Genomic DNA, 17,623 nt, shown 5'->3' on the forward strand with positions numbered 1-17,623 from the left:
GTGACGGACGTGACACATGTGTAGCTTTTTCACATTGTTGGATGACTTTGGAGTGAGCAATGGCGTCAGAACAGCTCGACGCGGCCATGGGCCACTGGAAAGCGGGAGACCTCGACCAGGCCGCCGCGCTGTTCAGGCAGATCGCGGCCACAGGGGACCCGGAAGCCTCCCACCTGCTGGCGGGCCTGCTGCAGGAGCAGGGGGACCTCGACGGTGCCGAGGCGGCGCACAGGTCGGTGATCCAGTCGGGCGACCCCGTGTTCGGGCAGCGCTCGGCCATCGCCATGGGCATGATGCTGGTCGCGGCCAAGGAGTGGCCGGCGGCGCACCGGGTGCTGACGATCGCGTCCGACGGGGCCGACTTCGAGGTGGCCGCGCTCGCCGACACGGCGATGGTGCTGGTGCTCACGCAGATGGGCGACGTGGAGGGCGCGCAGGAGGCGCTGGAGCGGGCCCGCAGGTGTGACAGCCCGGCGGTGGCCGAGCTGGCCGCGCGGCTGGAGCTGCCCGAGTTCCACTTCCAGGACCCGGCCTCGGCCCGCGAGCTGTATGAGGAGGCGGAGGACGAGGACGACTTCCGGGCGCTGCTGACCTGCGGCGACCCCGACGTGGTGTCGCTGTCGGCGTTCCGGCTGTACCAGATCTACGCCGAGGAGGAGGAGTTCGAGCAGGCCAGGCAGGTGTGCGAGCACGCCATCGCCGTCGGGCACCCCGACCACCTGGCCATGGCGCACAAGCTGCTCGGCGCGGTGCTGGTGGACCTGGGCGAGTACGCCGAGTCCGCCGCCGCCTACCGCGTGGCCGCCGAGGACCCGAGGCCCGACATCCGGCTGCCGTCGCTGATCGAGCTGGCCAAGGTGACCGCGTCGCTGGGCGACGTGGAGGAGACCAAGGCGATCTTCCGCCGGGTGATCGCCAGCGGGCAGCGCGAGTACGTCGTGCAGGCCCAGGCCTGCCTGGCCCAGATGCACGTCGAGGCGGGCGAGACGGCCGAGGCGCTGGCCGCGCTGCGCGCGGTGCTGGAGGCGGGCGAGGACGAGTGGGCGTCGATCTGCGTCACGCTGCTCGGCCTGCTGCTCGACCAGCATCCGGAGGTGTACGACGAGGCCATGGAGCTGGCGCGGTTCGCGTCCGGGCACGACGACCCCGACGCCGCGTTCAAGGCCACGCTGCTCCTCGAGCATGCCGCCAGGCAGCAGCCGCTGGCCGACCCCGTCGAGGAGCAGGCGCTCCAGGACACCGACGAGGGGCTGGCCCGCCTGCAGGCCGGTGACGTGGCCGGGGCCAGGCTGCTGCTGCGCGGGGCCGCCGACTCGGGCGCGGCCACGCAGTCGCTCAGGGCCATGGCGACGCTGGCCCAGCTGGAGATCGGCGAGGGCGACCGGGAGCAGGCCGACGAGCTGCTCGCGTACGTGGCCGAGGGCGACGACGTGCTCCAGGGCTTCAGCGCGGTCTTCCTGCTGCACCTGCTGCGCGAGTCGGGCGAGGAGGCGCACCCCGTGCTGGGCGCGATGCTCGACCACCAGCGACTGGGCAGGGAGGAGGGGCTGGTCCGCTACCGCGCGGCCATGGACCATCCCGATCCCGCCGTCGCGGCGATCGGCGCCGCCGTGTTCGCCCAGGTGCTGGCCTCGATCGGGTACGACCTGTCGGACGCGGCCAAGCTGTTCGAGTCGGCGGCCGAGAGCGGGGACCCGCTGGCGCTGTCGTACACGGCGGTGATCTGCAAGGAGGTGCTGTCCGACGAGGAGGCCTCGCTCGACCTGCTGCGCCGGGCCACGGCGGAGGGGCATCCGGTGCTGGCGCCGTGGGTGGGGTACGCGCTGGGCGGGCTCGTCACGGAGCACGACCTGGGCGAGGCGCGGGCCGCGTACACGACGGCCATGGACGGCGGCAACCGCGGGCTGCGGATCGAGGCGGCCGCCTCGCTGTTCACGGTGCTGGAGCGGCAGGGAGACCTGCTGGCCGTCTGCCGGCTGCACGAGAGGCAGATCGAGGAGGAGACCTCCGCGGACGACCGCTCGCGCAGCGCCTGGCTGCTCGGGCTGCACCGGGTGCGGGTCGACGACCTCGCCGCCGCGCGGGCGGCCTTCGACCTCGCGACGGGGGAGCCGAAGGAGATGGGGCGCTTCGCCCGGTTCCTACTCGACCGGGACCTCGACGCCGCCGCCGAGGCGCTGGCGGAGATCGACGACGAGGGCAACGCGTTCCTGGTGAGCATGCTGGCCATGGAGAGCGCGCACGCCTGGCAGCGGCGCGGCGAGATCGCCGCCGCCGACGCGGCGCTCTCGCTGGTGCTGGCTGCGGGGCACCCCAACTACCGGCAGGAGGCGGGCTGCTACCTCGGCGCGCTGCGGAACGAGGCGGGGGACAAGCGCGGGGCTCTGGAGGCGTGGGAGCAGGTCGCGGAGGGTGACAACGAGCGCCTGGCCGCCATCACGCTGCGCGACATCGGGCAGGTGCGGCAGGAGCTCGGGCTGCTGGTCGAGGCGGCCGCCGCCTACCGGGGAGCGCTCGGGGAGCTGAGCGAGGCGCGCAGGAAGGACGCGACCGTGCGGCTCGCCGAGGTGCTCGTGGCGAGCGGGGCGGCGCAGGAGGCCGGTGAGCTGATGACGGAGGAGTTCGGCGCGGCTGGGCGGCTCAAGTTCGCCGTCGTTCTCCGCGACCACGGCGACCTGAGCGCCGCCCTGTCCCTCCTGGCGCCCGGCTCGGGCGATACGCTCGAGGAACAGGTGCTCGGGGAGCTGCTGGCCAGGACGGGCGACGTGCTGGGGGCGCGGGAGGCGTTCGAGCGGGCCGTGGCCGCCGACCCCGAGTCCGCGTCCGGTGCGCTGATGTGGGCGGGCCGGACGCTGGCCGAAGCGGGCGACGACGAGTACGCCCGCTCCGCCTACGAACGGATCGTCGCCCTGGACGACGACGAATGGTTCACGGCCGTCGCGCGCGTCCGGCTCGGCACGGCCTCGGCCAAGGAACGCGGATGGGTGCTGGCCGACGACGGCGACCGGGAGGGGGCGGTCGCGGCGCTGACCGAGTTCGCCGGGTCGGAGCTGATGGCCGAGGTGCTGCTCGCGCTCGAAGAGGACGACGCGAAGGCCGTACGCCGGCTGGTGACCGCGGGGGACCCGCAGGACCGGCGGGAACCCCTCGCCGAGACCCTTGAGCGGGCCCGCGGGCTGGACGACGAGCACGCGGCCGCGGCGCTCTGCCGGGTGGTCGTCGAGCTGGGCGAGCCCGACCTCGCCGCGCAGGCCGCGGTGGACCTCGGCGTGGTCCTCGCCGAGCGCGGCCAGCACTGCCGGGCCGAGCTGAGCACCCTGCCCGCCACCGGACACCCGCGCACGGCCGAGATGGCCTGGCGCAACATCGCCATCCTCCGCCACCGCCGCGGCGACCTCGACGGGGCGATCGAGGCGGCCCGCGCCGCGATGCCCGCCACCGCCGTCGTGCTGGCCGACCTTCTCAACGCGCGGGGCGACGCCGAGGGCGTACGCGAGGCGCTGACCGCCGGTGCGGCGGCCGGGGACCTCGAGAGCGAGCGCCACCTGATCGCCCACCTGCTCCTCATGGAGGACCACGACGCGGTGGTGGAGGAGGCCGAGCGGGCCGTCGGCACCGGCGACCCCGAGACCGTGTCGATGGGCTACTGGGCATGGGGCGACGCGTACAAGGCGCGGGACGACCTGGAGAACGCGGCCCTCATGTACCGGCGGGGCGTGGAGACCGGCTTCCCCGGCACCTCGGCCGGCATCCGCGTGGACCTCGCCAAGGCCCTGCGCGGGCTGGGCGACACGGCCGGCGCCGTCCGGGAGGTGCGGCTGGCCATGGAGTCCGGCGCGCCCGACGCGGTGGACCGGGGCGGCGTGCAGCTCGGCATCTGGCTGTACGAGGAGGACGACCACATGGGCGCCGCACAGGCGTTCGCGGCCGCCGCGGGCGCCGGCTCCGAGGTGGCGGCGGGCAACCTGCGGGTGCTCGCCCACCAGGCGTCCGACCGCGGCGAGCACGACCTGGCCGTGCGGATCCTCCGGCTGATGGGCGACGAGGCCGCCGCCGTGGCGCGCGAGCTGGGCGAGCGGTGTGCGGACCCGGCCGCCGTACGGGCGTACTTCGAGCTGGCCGGGCGGGGGACGTTCACCGAGCTGGACGTCGCCGACCGGCTGGCCGAGCTGGGCGAGCACGCCGAGGCCCGGGCGATCTACGAACGGCTCAGCCGGGACGACGACGCGGACGTACGGTTCGTCGCCGGCGGCAGGCTGCTCGAACTGCTCGACGACGAGGGGGACACCGAGGCGTTCTTCGACGTCGCGCAGCGGGCGGCGGCCGACGCCGACAGCCCCATCCGCGGGGTGTTCGGGAGCCTGCTCGGCATGCTGCAGGGCAACCGCGGGGACACCGAGGCGTCCCTGGACACGTTGCGGGCGGCGGCCGCCGGGGGCGAGCCCATCGCGGTGGCCACGCTGGCGCAGACGCTGGTCGGGGCCGGGCTGGTGGACGAGGGGCGGGAGACGTACCTGCGGGTGCTCGACGCCGGCGACGCCGACCTCGCGGCCCGGGCCACGATCGCGCTGGGGCAGACGTACCACGAGGAGGACGAGGAACGGGCCCGGCAGTGGTACCTGCGGGGCGTCGAGGAGGCCGAGGGGCACTACAGCGCGCTCGCGGCGATGTACCTGGGCGCGCTGGCCAAGCGGAACCGGGACTTCCCCGAGGCGCTCACCTGGTACCAGCGGGTCATCGACGCGGGGGACACCGAGTCGGGGCTGGCCGCGGCGCACCTCGGCGAGCTGTGCTACTGGCTCGGCGACCACGACGGCGCCCTGCGCTACTACGAGCTCACGCTGGGGCTGACCGAGCAGGCCGACCTGGTGGCCGAGGCCGCCTGCCGGATGGGGGAGATCAGGTACGCGCGGGGTGACATGGAGCTGGCCCGGCGGTTGCTGCGGACGGCGGTGGAGACCGGCGACCCGTCCTTCGTCTCCCCGGCCTCGTCGCTGCTGGCCAAGATCGGGTAAGCCAGGTCAGGCGTGCCCGAGGCCCGCCGGCAGCAGGGCGCGGAGCGTGGTCTGGACGGACTCCAGGTCCACCGCCTCGGGAGCGACGCGCCACTGGGCGTGGACGCCGATGACGGCCCCCACCAGCAGGACCGCGAACGCCTCCGGGTCGGTGCCCGGGGGCAGCGCGTCCGCCGGTATCCGGGCCAGCACCCCCTGCCGGAGTGCCGCGTGGAGCCGGGCGTAGTGCTCGCGGATCGGTGAGCCGACCTCCACGGCCTCGGCGAGCAGGGTGATGAACAGCCGCGTGGCGGGCCGGCGGATGAAGCCCATGACCTGGTCGAGCGGATCACCGGCGGGCGGGGGGAAGCCGCTCGGCACGGCCTGGACCTGGTCGTCCACCACCGCTTCCAGCAGGCCGAGCTTGTTGCCGAAGTGCCAGGGGATGGAGCCGCGGCTGATGCCGGCCTTGTCGGCGATGTCGATGAAGCTCGTCTGCCGGTATCCCTTCTCGGCGAAGAGCTCGGCCGCGGCCGTCACCAGCAGCCGGCGGCTCTCCTGAGTGCTCTCGATGCGTCGCGTGGCCATGCGGCCATCTAACCAGGTATGCCGAATGACAGAGCATATGCCCGGCGATATAGCCTATGTTGGTCAACATAGAAGGGTGTCACGATGGACTCCAAGAAGCGGCTGCTCCGCTGGGCGAGCGGGATCATGCTGGTGCTGGGCGCGGGGCACCTGTCCCTGCTGGCGCTCTTCGCCTGGGGCGACGTCGCCGGCTGGGCGGACCGGGGGCTGTGGGCGGCCGTCCCGCTCGAATTCACGGGCGGCGCCCAGACGGTGGAGTCCCTGCAGAACAAGCTCGTCTTCTGGGCCGGTCCGGGGGGCTTCGCCGTCCCCTTGTTCCTCCTGGGGTGCCTGATCTGGCACCTGGCCGGACGAGGGGTGGCGGTGCCCGCCGGACTCGGCTGGGGTGTCGCGGCGTGGTGTGCGCTGGGCGGCGTCCTGCTCGTGCCGTCCCCGTTCTTCGCCGGGACGGTCTCCGGGGCGCTCATCGTCGTGGCGGCCCGGGACCGCCGCCCTGGTCCTAGTTCAGGCGGGTGACCCGGCCCAGGGCCGGGGCCTGCAGCGGGCTCTTCGCCCGGATGTAGGACTCGAACGCCTCGATGTCGCGTACCTTCTCCACCCGGTCGGTGCCCTCGGTCAGCACCGAGAAGCCGTCGCCGCCGTTCGCGATGAAGGAGTTGGCGGTCAGGCGGTACTTCGCGGCCGGGTCGACGACGGTCCCGTTGAGCTTGACGGTGGCCGGGTCGATCCGGTCGCAGGCGGGCTTGGCGTTGTCGTAGGTGTACGTGAGCCCCTGGGAGACGCCGAGCACGCGCGCGGTGCCCTGGCCGCACCACTGCTGCTCCAGCAGCCGCTCCAGCTGGGTGCCGGTGAGCGTCATGGTGACGAGCATGTTGCTGAACGGCTGCACGCGCAGCGCCTTGCCGTGCGTCACCAGGTTCGCCATCTCGTTGCCGGTGGGGTTGACGATCAGGTCGCCGCCGATGCCGCCGCCGTAGGGCGGCTGGATCCCGATCTGGGCGCCGCCGTTCTCCGGGGCCGAGGTGGCGAAGAGCCGGGCGTCGGCCAGGGCGTGGCCGACGGTGGACTCGCCGGCGGCGTTGCGCTGGGCGGTGAGGTCGCGGGCGAGCAGGCCGACCGGCCGGTCCAGCAGCTTCTGCCCCTGCTCGTCGGTCCTGCGGCGCAGGGCGGCGATCTGGCCGTCCGGCTTGACGTCGTGGGTGACGGTGAGGTTCTCGGCCTTGGAGGCGGTCGGGTTGCCGGTCGCCCGGTCCACGGTGAGGGAGATCCTGGTGAGCTCGCGCGTGTGGCCCGAGGTCTGGGTGACCGGGATGCCGTTGATCACGCAGTTGTACGCGTTGTGCGTGTGCCCCGAGATCACCGCGTCCACCTCGGGATCGAACCGCTGCACGATGTCCTTGATCGGCCCGGCCAGGTTGTTGCACTGGTTGGGCAGGCCGCCGCCGGTCTGGCCGCCGCCCTGGTGGATCAGCACCACGATGGTCCGCACACCCTTGGCCTTGAGCTCGGCCGCGTACGTGTTGACCGCCTCGGCCTCGTCGCGTCCCTCCAGCGGCGCGGTGGGGCCGGGGGCCTCGTTCAGCGTGTTCTTGTAGCTGACGCCGATGATGCCGACCTTGACGCCCTTGACCTCCTTCACGATGTAGGGGGTCATCGCGGGCTTGCCGGTGGTGGTGTCGACGATGTTGGCGCCCAGGTACGGGAAGTCGGCGCCCTTGAAGCCCGGGAGCGCGCACCCTTCGATCGGGTGGCAGCCGCCGTTCTCCATCCGGCGGAACTCGGTCAGGCCCTCGTCGAACTCGTGGTTGCCGACGCTGGAGGCGTCCAGGCGCATCAGGTTGAGCGCCTGAATGCCCGGCTCGTCGTGCAGGGCGGTGGCGTTCATGGTGCTGGAGGAGATGTTGTCGCCGGCCGCGAGCCGCAGCGTGCCGTGGGGGTTGTCGCGCTGGAGCCGGTCCATGTGGGCGGCCAGGTACTCGGCGCCGCCCGCCGGGACCGGGCCGGACGGCGTCATGGCGAAGCTGGTCGGGAAGCCGGAGTGGAAGTCGTTGAAGGCCAGTAACTGGATGTCCACCGCGTCGGCGCGGGTGGGCAGCAGGCCGGCGCTCCCGAGCACCAGCGCCAGGAGGAAGTTCCGCATGGCCTCGAAAGTGACATATTCCCAACAGGTCACACAAGGGGGAAATTTTCTAACATCGTCTGTTGAATGTGAACTATTGACATACATGGTGGAAAGCGGGAGGGTTCCTCCCATGTCACCGATCCTGGCCAGAATCCGGGGGGTCGAGCCCACCCTCACCGCGACCCACCGGCGCATCGCCGAGACGATCCTGGCGGACCCCGCCGCCGTGGCCGCCTCGACCATCGGCGAGCTGGCGGAGCGGTGCGGCACCTCACTCACCACCGTCACCCGCTTCTGCCGCGAGCTGGGCCTGGCCGGCTACCCCGAGCTCAGGCTGGCGCTGGCGGCCGAGCTCGGCCGCAACGACGCCACCCCGCGCGAGCAGAGCCTGATCGCCTTCTCGCCGGACGACCCCGCGAGCCTGGTGCTGCGCAGCCTGCTGGCCAGCGACATGCGCGCGATGGAGGAGACGGCGGCCCAGCTCGACCTCGAGGCGGTGGACCGGGCGGCCTCCGCCCTGGTGCGCGCCAGGTTCATCGACTTCTTCGCGGTCGCCGGCAGCGCCGGCGTGGCCATGGACCTGCACCTGCGGCTGCACGCCATCGGCCGGCCGGGCGCGCTGTGGACGGACGTGCACAACGCCGTCTGCAGCGCCAACGCGCGCGACGACCACGACGTGGCGCTCGGCATCTCCCACTCGGGCACCACGGCCGAGGTCGTCGAGCCGCTGACCATCGCCAAACAACGCGGCGCCACCACGATCGCGGTCACCAACTTCCCCCGCAGCCCGCTGGCCGAGGCCGCCGACATCGTCCTCACCACCGCCGCGCAGGACACCCCCTTCCGCGCCGGCGGGGTGGCCGCCCGCCACACCCAGATGCTCGTCCTGGACTGCCTCTACATCGGCGTCGTCCAACGCACCCATCAGACCAGCAACCAGCTGCTGACCGCCGCCACCGACGCGGTCGCCAAGCACCGCCTGCCCCCACGCTAGGAGCCCCCCCATGCGCCTCGCCGCCGCTGTCGCGCTGGCGACAGCCCTCACCGCCTGTGCCCCTTCGACCACCACCAGTGCCGGCGAGGGCAAGGTCACCCTCTCGGTCTGGGGGTGGGGTCCCGAGGCCAACTACGACAAGATGTTCGCCGCGTACGAGAAGCTCAACCCCGGGGTCGACGTCGACGCCCGCTCCTTCACCACCGCCACCGAGTACGACACGATCCTGTCCACCGGCCTGGCCGGCGACAGCGGCCCCGACCTGGCCTGGCTGCGCGCCGGCGCCCAGCTCCAGCCGCTGGTCGAGGCGGGCCGGCTGCTCCCGCTCGACGCCAAGGACGTGCCCGGCCTGGCGAGCTACGACGAGGGCGTCCTGCGCGCCGCCAAGGGCGACAAGGACGGCAAGGTGTACGGCGTCCCGTTCGCCGTGCAGACCCTGCAGGTGATCTACAACAAGAAGATCTTCGCCGACAACGGCGTCACCCCGCCCAAGACGTACGACGAGATGATCTCCGCCGCCGAGAAGCTCAAGGCCAAGGGCATCATCCCGTTCGCCTTCGGCGGCAAGGACGACTGGATGCTGCCCATCGTGGCGAGCATCTTCGGCACCGCCCAGTGGGGCGGCGACGAGTTCCTCGCCGACGTCAAGGCCAAGCGGAAGAAGTTCGCCGACCCGCGCTTCGTTGAGGGCATCGAGCAGCTCGGCAAGCTCAAGCCGTACTTCCCCGAGAACGCCGCCGGCGTCTCCTACACCGACGCGCAGATCCTGTTCTCCTCCGGCAAGGCGGCCATGTTCCCCGGCGGCCTGTGGGAGCTGAACTTCTTCAACGAGAACGCCAAGGGCGTCGATCTCGGCGTCTTCACGCCGCCCTCGCCGGAGGGCCAGGGCCTCATGCCCGGGTTCACCGACGGCTCCTACGGCATCAACGTCAAGACCAAGCACAAGGCCGAGGCGCTGAAGTTCGCCGCCTGGCTGGCCTCCAAGGACTACGGCCGGCTCTACACCGACACCCTGCGCATCTTCTCCGCCGTCCCCGGCGTCACGCCCAAGGACCCCCTGCTCGGCGAGGTCGCCACCACCTTCAAGCAGCACGGCGCGGCCTACTTCATGAACGAGTTCGCCTACGGCAACCCCTCCTCGGCCGCCGTGTTCTCCAAGGCGCTGCAGGAGATGCTGCTGGGCCGGATCACCGCCAAGGAAGCGGCGGAGCGGCTCGACAAGAGCGTGTCCACATGGCTCTAGGCACGCGGCGGGGGCGGGGATCGTCGTACCTGTTCCTGATCCCCGCCTTCCTCCTCTACTCGGCCTTCGTGGTCTACCCGCTGTTCACCGGCCTGACCTACAGCTTCTTCTCCTGGAAGGGCACGCTGCGCGGCGGCTTCGCCGGGGTGGACAACTACGCCGGCCTGCTGTCGGGCACCTTCCTCGACCAGCTGCTGCCGGCGCTGGGGCACAACTTCCTGCTCTTCGCTGGCACCATGCTGGTGCAGAACACGCTGGGCCTGGCCTTCGCGCTCGCGCTGTCCCGAGTACGGCGCGGCAAGCGGGCCCTGCAGACCATGTTCGCCCTGCCGTACCTGGTCAACCCCCTGGTCATCGGCTACCTGTGGACCCTGCTGCTCAGCCCCGCCTTCGGCCCGGTCAACGCGTTCCTCAAGCCGCTCGGCCTGGCGATGCCGTGGCTGGGCGACCCGGACACCGCGTTGCCGACCGTCATCATGATCACCACCTGGCAGTGGGTGGGCTTTCCGATGCTGCTGTTCAGCGCCGCCCTCGGCGGCATCCCCCAGGAGTACGGCGAGGCCGCCAGGACGGACGGCGCGGGCTCCTGGCAGGTGTTCTGGCGCATCACGCTGCCGCTGCTCAAGCCGGCCATGGCCACTGTCACGATCCTCAGCTTCATCGGCAGCATGGGCACCTTCGCCCTGGTCTACGCGCTCGGCGGCTCCAACGGCGCCCCGGCGGGCGCGACGGACGTGCTCGGACTGCTGTTCTACCGGACCGCCTTCGCCTCGGGCGACGTCAACGCGCTGGGCACCTCCTCGGCGCTGGCGGTCTTCATGTTCACCTTCATCTTCGGCTCGACGCTGCTGCTCGAGCGGGTCCTGAGGAGGAAGGCATGAGGGCACTGGCGATCAAGATCCTGCTCTGGGGCTACGCCGCCTTCTCCATGGCGCCCCTGCTCGTCATGGTGCTCAGCTCGTTCCGGCCCACCAGCGAGATCTTCGACCGGCCGCTCGGCCGGCCCACCGGGTTCGGCAACTACGTCAAGGCGTGGACGGAGGCGTCCTTCTCCACGTACGTGGTCAACTCGGCGGTCGTCGTGGTCTGCGCGGTGCTGCTGGGCGCCGGGGTCTCGCTGCTGGCCGCGTACCCGCTGGGCCGCAGGGAGTTCCGCGGCCGCGGCATGTTCGCCGCCTATTTCATCTCCGGCATGACGCTGCCCGCCCACCTGGGTGTGCTGCCGCTGTTCTACCTGCTGGAGAGCATGGGGCTGGTGGACTCGCTGGCCGGGCTGGTGCTGGTCTACGCGGCCGGGTCGGTCCCGTTCAACGTCTTCGTGCTGACCGCCTTCTTCCGCCAGCTGCCGTACGAGCTGGACGAGGCCGCGTCCCTGGACGGCGCCGGCCCGTTCGCGACCTTCTGGCACGTGATGCTGCCGCTGGTCCGGCCCGCGCTCGCGACGGTGGTGGTCTTCCAGTTCGTGCCGATCTGGAATGACTTCTTCTACCCCCTGGTCCTGATGCGGGACGAGAGCAAGCTGACCCTGCCGGTCGGCCTCACCCACTTCTTCGGCCAGTTCCAGAACGACTGGGGGACGCTCTTCGCCGGCCTGGTGATGACGACGGTCCCTCTGGTCGTGCTCTTCGTCCTGGCCACGCGCCAGATCGTCGCCGGGCTGACCGCCGGCATGAACCGTTGAGGAAACAATCTATGGATCTTGTGATGGCCTTCGCCGACGAGGCGCGCTCCCGCCTGGACCGGCTGCTGACCGGCCAGCTGCCCGCCATCCGGCGGTCGGGGGCGCTGATCGCCGAGGCCGTGCGCGCCGGCGGCGTCGTGCACGCGTACGGGACGGGGCACTCGGAGGCGGTGGCGCTGGAGGTGGCGGGCCGGGCGGGCGGTCTCATCCCGACCAACCGGCTCACCCTGCGCGACCCGGTGGTGCTGGGCTCGGCCGACCCCGGCGAGTTCGACCCGCTGGCCGAGCGCGATCCGCGCACCGCGCACCAGGTGCTGGCCCTGCACACGATCGAGAAGTCCGACGTCTTCGTCATCGCCTCCAACTCGGGCGGCAACGGCTCGACCGTGGAGATGGCCCGGCTGGTCAAGGAGCGCGGCCTGCCGCTGATCGCGATCACCTCCCTGGCCCACTCCGGCGCCATCACCTCGCGCCACCCGTCGGGGGAGCGGCTGTTCGAGCTGGCGGACATTGTGATCGACAACCTGGCGCCGTACGGGGACGCCGTCCTGCCGACCGAGCACGGCCCGGTCTGCGGCATCTCCTCGATCACCTCGGCGCTGGTCGTGCAGCTGATGATCGCCGAGGCGATCGGCCTGCTCCAGGCGGATGGAACGGTCCCGCCGGTCTACCTGTCGGCCAACATCCCCGGCGCCGACGCGCACAACGACGCCCTCGTGGCCCGCTACGCCGGGCGGATCAGGACGGGAGCGCTGTGAACCTGACGATCGCCGCCTTCTGGCCGCCGCCGCCCCACGAGACGACGGCCGCCCGCTACCGGGAGATCGCCGACGCCGGTATCGACCTGGTCATCACCGGCAACTACCTCAACGACCGCGTCATCCTGCGACACGCGCTGGCCTGCGCCGAGGAGGCGGGGCTCGGCGTGCTGGTCGCCTCGGACCCGCGCGTGGACGTGCTCATGCGCGACCTGGACGTGGACCCCGCGCCGCTGATCGGCCGGGTGGTCGAGGACTACCGCCCGTTCCGCTCCTTCCGCGGCGTCAGCCTCATGGACGAGCCGCACGCCGAGCAGTTCGCCAGGGTGGCGGCCGGGGTCGCCGCCGTGCGTGCGGCCGGCGCCTTCGCCTACGCCAACCTCCTCCCGAGCCACGCCACCGGCCCCTACGACGCGTACGTGGGGGAGTTCGCCAGGATCGTCCGCCCCGACGTGCTCTCCTTCGACCGCTACCCGTTCCTGGCCGACGGCTTCGACGAGGGCTACCTCGCCGACCTGGCGACCGTGCGCGAGCACGCGCGCCGGGCAGGGCTGCCCGCCTGGATGTACGTGCAGACGCTGGCCTACGACGGGCACCGCGAGCCGACGGCCGCCGAGCTGGCCTGGCAGGTCAACACCGCGCTCGCCCACGGCTACACCGGCATCCAGTACTTCACCTACTGGACGCCCGACCCGGCGCGCGGCGAGGGCTTCCGGCCGGCGCTCATCGACGGGGACGGCGTGCCGACCGAGCGCTACGGCATGGTGCGCGACCTCAACACCCGCTGGCTGCGCCCGGTGGCGGCGGAACTGTCCGGCTGGACGTCGGTCGACCACGACGGCGACGTCCTGGTGGGCCGCTACGGCGAGGGCCTGCGGTTCGTCTGCAACGCCCGTCACGACGAGCCGGCCGAGGTCACGCTCGACGGGATCACCGAGGCCTTCGACCCGGCGACCGGCTCCTACGAGGCGTGCGGCACGGCCTTCACCCTCGCGCCCGGCGCGGCGAGACTGGTCCGATGATGCTCTTCGCCGGCGTCGACGCCGGCGGCACCACCACCCGGGCCGCCCTCCACGCGGCGGACGGGACCAGGCTCGGATACGGCACCGCCGGCCCCGGCAACCCGGCCGCGCACGGCGGCCCGGCGGCCGGGGCGGCGATCGAGCAGGCCCTGCGCCGCGCGCTCGACGGCCTGGACCCATCGCTGGTGGCCGCCTCGGTGGCGGGGGTGGCGGGCGCGGACGACGGCTTCGCCGAGGTGCTGCGGCGCGTCTGGACCGCGTGCGGCATCGCCTCCCCGCCCAGGCCGGCGAGTGACGTGGACGTCGCCTACGCGGCCGGCACCCCGGAGCCGTCCGGCACGCTGCTGCTGGCCGGGACGGGGGCGGCGGCCGCCCGCTTCTGCGGCCGCGCGGTGGCGGCCGTCGCCGACGGGCTCGGGTGGTTGCTCGGCGACGAGGGCGGAGGCTTCTGGATCGGCCGGGCCGGGGTGCGCGCGGCCGTCCGCGCGCTCGATCGCGGCCTGCCGTACGGGCCGCTGGTGGAGCTGGTCGGCGCGCACTTCGGCGCGACGGGGGAGCCGCGCCGGCGCGCCGACCGCATCGTGCGGCTGGCGCAGGCCGACCGGATGCTGGTGGGGGCCGCGGCGCCGCTCGTGGCCGAGGCGGCGGCGGCCGGGGACGAGCGCGCGGCGGAGATCGTCGGCGAGGCCGCGCGGCGGCTGGCGGCGACGGCGGGCCGCGTGCACGGGGAGGGTCCGATCGTGCTGGCGGGCGGCGTGCTGGCCGCCGACGGCCCGGTACGCACGGCGGTCATGGCGCTGCTGGCCGGGCGGGAGGTGGTCACCGCGCGGGACGGCGCGGCGGGGGCGAGCTGGCTGGCCGCGCTCGACCGGCTGGGCGACCTCGGCGCGCACGCGAGCTTCACCACTCTCGACCACCCCTGAGTGAACTTGCCATTAATTTAATGACCGATTAGTCTCATCTGGTCAAACAAATGAGGTGAGACGGATGGTCAAGGTAGGGCGGCCACCGCAGGACCCGGCCCGGCAGATGGAGCGGGCTCACCGGATCCTCGACGCCGCCGCCGATCTGGTCCTGCGCTGGGGCTACGGCAAGACCACGATCGACGACGTGGCCAAGCGGGCAGGCGTCGCCAAGGGCACCATTTACCTGCACTGGAAGACGCGCGACGAGCTCTTCGCCGCGTTGCTGCGCCGCGAGCGGGTGCTCATGCTGGCCGAGGTCCGCCAGGGCACGCCGGCCACGCTGGGCGAGCTGTACGGCGGATACGCCCGCGTGCTGCTGCGCAGGCCGCTGCTCCAGGCGCTCATGCGGGGCGACTCGGACCTGCTGGGCAAGTTCACCCGCCAGAAGCAGCAGGCGGGCCAGTCGCCGACGATGGGCCTGCCCCTGGAGGCGTACGTGGCGGAGCTGGTCAAGCTGGGCGCGGTGCGCGAGGAGCCGGGCGACCACGCCATGGTGGCCAACGCCGTCCTGTACGGGTTCCTGTTCGTGCCGGACGGCCTGCGCATGGAGGCGGAGGAGTCCGCCGACCGGATCGCGTTCCTGGTGGCCGACACCATCGACCGGGCCATGAGCACGGGCCGCACCCTGTCCGGCGACGACGCGGACGCCGTCGCGCGGGCCACCCTCGACTTCCTCGCCGCCGCGCAGGAGATCGCCGAGCAGCGGCTGGCGGCCTCCATGGGCGGGTCGCAAAAGGCGCAAAGGAGCGTGTGACGTGAAGGCCGTACTCCCTCTCGACGACGCGGCGGCCGACCTCGCGACCGTCGGCGGCAAAGGCGCGTCGCTGGCCAGGCTGACCAGGGCGGGGCTGCCCGTTCCCGCCGGGTTCCACATCACGACCGAGGCCTACCGGGCGTTCGTGTCGGCCTTCCGCGACGAGATCCCGCACGCGGAGGACCCGCGGACGCTGTTCGCCGAGCACGACATGCCCGCCGGGCTCGCCGCGGAGATCCGCCGGGCGTACGAGGCGCTCGGCGACGACGTGCCGGTGGCCGTGCGCTCGTCCGCCACCGCCGAGGACCTGCCGGACATGTCGTTCGCCGGCCAGCAGGACACCTACCTCAACATCAGGGGCGACGCCCTGCTCGACGCGGTCAGACGCTGCTGGGCCTCGCTGTGGAACCCGCGCGCCGTCGCCTACCGCGACCAGAACGGCGTCCCCCACGACGACGTGGCGCTGGCCGTGGTGGTCCAGGAGCTGGTGGACGCGGACGCGGCCGGCATCATGTTCACCGCGAATCCGGTCAGCGGCGCCCGCGACGAGACCGTCGTCAACGCCTCCTGGGGGCTCGGCGAGGCGGTCGTCGGCGGCCAGGTCACCCCTGACACGGTCGTCGTGTCCGGCGGCGCCGTGACCCAGGAGCAGGTGAGTGACAAGACGGTCAGGACCGTCCGCACCCCCGACGGCACCCGCGAGGAGCCCGTCCCGGAGGACCTGCGGCGCGCGGCCGTGCTCGACGCCGCGCAGGCCGTGGAGCTGGCCGCGATCGGCGCGCGCATCCAGAGCCTGTACGGCACGCCGATGGACGTCGAGTGGGCCAGGCGCGACGGGAGGTTCGCCATCGTCCAGGCCCGCCCGATCACCGGCCTCAAGCCGCAGGTCGAGGAGTGGAACGACAGCCTCAAGGGCGAATACCTGTGGACCGGCGGCAACCTGGGCGAGGCCATCCCCGACGTGATGACGCCCATGACGTGGTCGTTCGTGCGGCTGTTCATTACGGAGGCCATGTCCGCCTCGGCCCTGCCGGGCTTCGACATGGTCGGCAACATCGGCGGCCGCTTCTACATGAACCTGAGCGTCGTCCACTCCATCGCCGGCGCCCTGGGCATGCGCGGCAGGCTGAGCACGGTCGACCAGATCTTCGGCAAGCTGCCGCCGGGGCTCGGCGTGCCGATGGTGCCGGTGTCGCGCTGGGAGATCATCAAGCGGGTCCTGCCCATGGCGGTCGGCGTCCAGCGCCGCGTGCGTACCAACCTCAAGGGCATGCGCGCGTTCCTGGACACCTCGCAGCGGCGCTGCGAGGAGCTGCGCGCCACGATCGCCGCCACCGGGTCGGGCCCCGAGCTGGCCGAGCTGTGGGAACGCGAGATCAAGCCGCATCTGGTCACCTCCTGCCGCATGCTGGAGGCCGCCGGCCGCCAGGGCGGCGCCACCCTGGTCTGGACCCGCGACCGGCTGCGCAAGATGATGGGCGAGGTCGACGCCGAGGCCATGCTGACCGGCGTCAACACCGATGGCGAGCTGGCCAGCCTGGGGCCGGTGATGGGCCTGTCCAGGCTGGCGCGCGGGGAGATCACCAGGGACGAGTTCGCCCGCGCGTACGGGCATCGCGGCCCTCACGAGTTCGAGGTGTCGATCCCGCGGCCCGGCGAGGACGACGCCTGGATCGACGCCCAGCTCGCGGGCCTGCGCGACCTGCGGGCCGACACCGAGGCGCTGCTCGCGCGGCAGCGGAAGGCCAGGGAGGAGGCGTGGGCGCGCTTCGCCGGGCGCTATCCGCGCCAGGAGGCCAGGATGCGCGCCAGGGTCCAGCGGTGGAACGCCGTCGTGCGGGACCGCGAGTCCGCGCGCTCGGAGAACATGCGGGCGTTCTGGGTGCTGCGGGCCTTCGCCGTACGGGCCGGGGAGCTGTCGGGCCGGGGCGACGACGTGTTCTTCCTCTACCTGGACGAGCTGCTGGCCCTGCTGCGGGGTGACCCGGCCGCGCTGGAGCGGGTGCCGGTGCGGCGGGCCACCTACGAGCAGTACGCGGCCCTGCCGCTCTACCCCGCGCTGATCGTCGGCCACTTCGACCCCGTGCGCTGGGCCGCCGACCCCGCCCGGCGGGTCGACGTCTACGACGCGCGCGGCACGGTCGTGCCGGTGAGCGACACCGTGAAGGGCTTCCCCGGCGCCCCCGGCATCGTCGAGGGCATCGCCCGGGTGATCTCGGGGCCCGAGGAGGGCGACCGGCTCAAGCCGGGCGAGATCCTCGTCACGACGCTCACGAACGTGGGCTGGACCCCGATGTTCCCCCGCGCGGCAGCCGTGGTGACCGACATGGGCGCGCCGCTGTCGCACGCCTCGATCGTCGCGCGCGAGCTGGGCATCCCCGCCGTGGTCGGCACCGGCAACGCCACCATGCGCGTGCGCGACGGCGACCGGATCAGGGTGGACGGCGAGCGGGGCACGGTCGAGTTGCTGACGTGAAAAGTCTCCGCCAAGTCGACCGCTTT

Annotated in this window: 13 protein-coding genes; 11 read left to right on the forward strand and 2 right to left on the reverse strand. The window is 72.6% G+C overall.

Annotated elements, in window-relative coordinates; genetic code table 11:
- The first annotated feature begins 59 nt into the window (after window positions 1–59).
- Window positions 60–5,015: a tetratricopeptide repeat protein gene (locus ACIHFD_RS14025; protein WP_397367164.1), complete on the forward strand. Its 4,956-nt coding sequence runs from the start codon at window positions 60–62 to the stop codon at window positions 5,013–5,015.
- 6 nt (window positions 5,016–5,021) lie between these two features.
- On the opposite strand, the gene ACIHFD_RS14030 is transcribed toward ACIHFD_RS14025, so the two are convergent.
- Window positions 5,022–5,582: a TetR family transcriptional regulator gene (locus ACIHFD_RS14030; RefSeq protein ID WP_397367165.1), complete on the reverse strand. Its 561-nt coding sequence runs from the start codon at window positions 5,580–5,582 to the stop codon at window positions 5,022–5,024.
- An 84-nt stretch (window positions 5,583–5,666) separates the two neighbouring features.
- Here ACIHFD_RS14030 and ACIHFD_RS14035 point away from each other — a divergent pair, with 84 nt between their 5' ends.
- Entirely contained in the window at window positions 5,667–6,098 is a 432-nt protein-coding gene (locus ACIHFD_RS14035) for a hypothetical protein (protein WP_397367166.1), read from the forward strand.
- Here the strand turns inward: ACIHFD_RS14035 and ACIHFD_RS14040 are convergent.
- Window positions 6,082–7,722: a bifunctional metallophosphatase/5'-nucleotidase gene (locus tag ACIHFD_RS14040; RefSeq protein WP_397367167.1), complete on the reverse strand. Its 1,641-nt coding sequence runs from the start codon at window positions 7,720–7,722 to the stop codon at window positions 6,082–6,084. The genes ACIHFD_RS14035 and ACIHFD_RS14040 overlap by 17 nt on opposite strands.
- Before the next feature lie 112 nt (window positions 7,723–7,834).
- On the opposite strand from ACIHFD_RS14040, the gene ACIHFD_RS14045 reads away from it, so the two are divergent.
- The 9 genes from ACIHFD_RS14045 (at window position 7,835) to ACIHFD_RS14085 (ending at window position 17,597) form a co-directional block, all read left to right on the forward strand.
- A complete protein-coding gene (locus ACIHFD_RS14045; RefSeq protein WP_397367168.1) occupies window positions 7,835–8,698 on the forward strand; it encodes a MurR/RpiR family transcriptional regulator in 864 nt (287 codons plus the stop codon).
- Between the two features lie 10 nt (window positions 8,699–8,708).
- On the forward strand, window positions 8,709–9,941 hold the full coding sequence (locus ACIHFD_RS14050) for an ABC transporter substrate-binding protein (RefSeq protein WP_397367169.1): 1,233 nt from the start codon (window positions 8,709–8,711) through the stop codon (window positions 9,939–9,941).
- Window positions 9,932–10,822, forward strand: a complete 891-nt coding sequence (locus ACIHFD_RS14055) for a sugar ABC transporter permease (protein ID WP_350725222.1) — start codon at window positions 9,932–9,934, stop codon at window positions 10,820–10,822. Before ACIHFD_RS14050 ends, ACIHFD_RS14055 begins: the two co-directional genes overlap by 10 nt.
- Window positions 10,819–11,622 (forward strand): carbohydrate ABC transporter permease, encoded by an 804-nt coding sequence (locus tag ACIHFD_RS14060; RefSeq protein WP_397367170.1) that lies wholly within the window; start codon window positions 10,819–10,821, stop codon window positions 11,620–11,622. Before ACIHFD_RS14055 ends, ACIHFD_RS14060 begins: the two co-directional genes overlap by 4 nt.
- Before the next feature lie 11 nt (window positions 11,623–11,633).
- Window positions 11,634–12,380, forward strand: a complete 747-nt coding sequence (locus tag ACIHFD_RS14065) for an SIS domain-containing protein (RefSeq protein WP_350725226.1) — start codon at window positions 11,634–11,636, stop codon at window positions 12,378–12,380.
- A complete protein-coding gene (locus ACIHFD_RS14070; RefSeq protein WP_397367171.1) occupies window positions 12,377–13,402 on the forward strand; it encodes a hypothetical protein in 1,026 nt (341 codons plus the stop codon). Before ACIHFD_RS14065 ends, ACIHFD_RS14070 begins: the two co-directional genes overlap by 4 nt.
- A complete protein-coding gene (locus ACIHFD_RS14075; RefSeq protein ID WP_397367172.1) occupies window positions 13,399–14,325 on the forward strand; it encodes a BadF/BadG/BcrA/BcrD ATPase family protein in 927 nt (308 codons plus the stop codon). Before ACIHFD_RS14070 ends, ACIHFD_RS14075 begins: the two co-directional genes overlap by 4 nt.
- Before the next feature lie 64 nt (window positions 14,326–14,389).
- Window positions 14,390–15,121 (forward strand): helix-turn-helix domain-containing protein, encoded by a 732-nt coding sequence (locus ACIHFD_RS14080; protein WP_363967220.1) that lies wholly within the window; start codon window positions 14,390–14,392, stop codon window positions 15,119–15,121.
- Between the two features lies 1 nt (window position 15,122).
- The gene (locus tag ACIHFD_RS14085) at window positions 15,123–17,597 is read left to right on the forward strand and encodes a PEP/pyruvate-binding domain-containing protein (protein ID WP_397367173.1); all 2,475 of its coding nucleotides are present in this window, start codon (window positions 15,123–15,125) and stop codon (window positions 17,595–17,597) included.
- The last annotated feature ends 26 nt before the right edge of the window (window positions 17,598–17,623 follow it).

Source organism: Nonomuraea sp. NPDC051941 (genome assembly GCF_044593615.1).

Coding starts and splice junctions, on each gene's coding strand:
- ACIHFD_RS14060 (WP_397367170.1), top strand. CDS start 10,819: ATGAGGGCACTGGCGATCAAGATCCTGCTCTGGGGCTACGCCGCCTTC.
- ACIHFD_RS14075 (WP_397367172.1), top strand. CDS start 13,399: ATGATGCTCTTCGCCGGCGTCGACGCCGGCGGCACCACCACCCGGGCC.
- ACIHFD_RS14065 (WP_350725226.1), top strand. CDS start 11,634: ATGGATCTTGTGATGGCCTTCGCCGACGAGGCGCGCTCCCGCCTGGAC.
- ACIHFD_RS14055 (WP_350725222.1), top strand. CDS start 9,932: ATGGCTCTAGGCACGCGGCGGGGGCGGGGATCGTCGTACCTGTTCCTG.
- ACIHFD_RS14045 (WP_397367168.1), top strand. CDS start 7,835: ATGTCACCGATCCTGGCCAGAATCCGGGGGGTCGAGCCCACCCTCACC.
- ACIHFD_RS14035 (WP_397367166.1), top strand. CDS start 5,667: ATGGACTCCAAGAAGCGGCTGCTCCGCTGGGCGAGCGGGATCATGCTG.
- ACIHFD_RS14040 (WP_397367167.1), bottom strand. CDS start 7,722: ATGCGGAACTTCCTCCTGGCGCTGGTGCTCGGGAGCGCCGGCCTGCTG.
- ACIHFD_RS14025 (WP_397367164.1), top strand. CDS start 60: ATGGCGTCAGAACAGCTCGACGCGGCCATGGGCCACTGGAAAGCGGGA.
- ACIHFD_RS14050 (WP_397367169.1), top strand. CDS start 8,709: ATGCGCCTCGCCGCCGCTGTCGCGCTGGCGACAGCCCTCACCGCCTGT.
- ACIHFD_RS14030 (WP_397367165.1), bottom strand. CDS start 5,582: ATGGCCACGCGACGCATCGAGAGCACTCAGGAGAGCCGCCGGCTGCTG.
- ACIHFD_RS14080 (WP_363967220.1), top strand. CDS start 14,390: ATGGTCAAGGTAGGGCGGCCACCGCAGGACCCGGCCCGGCAGATGGAG.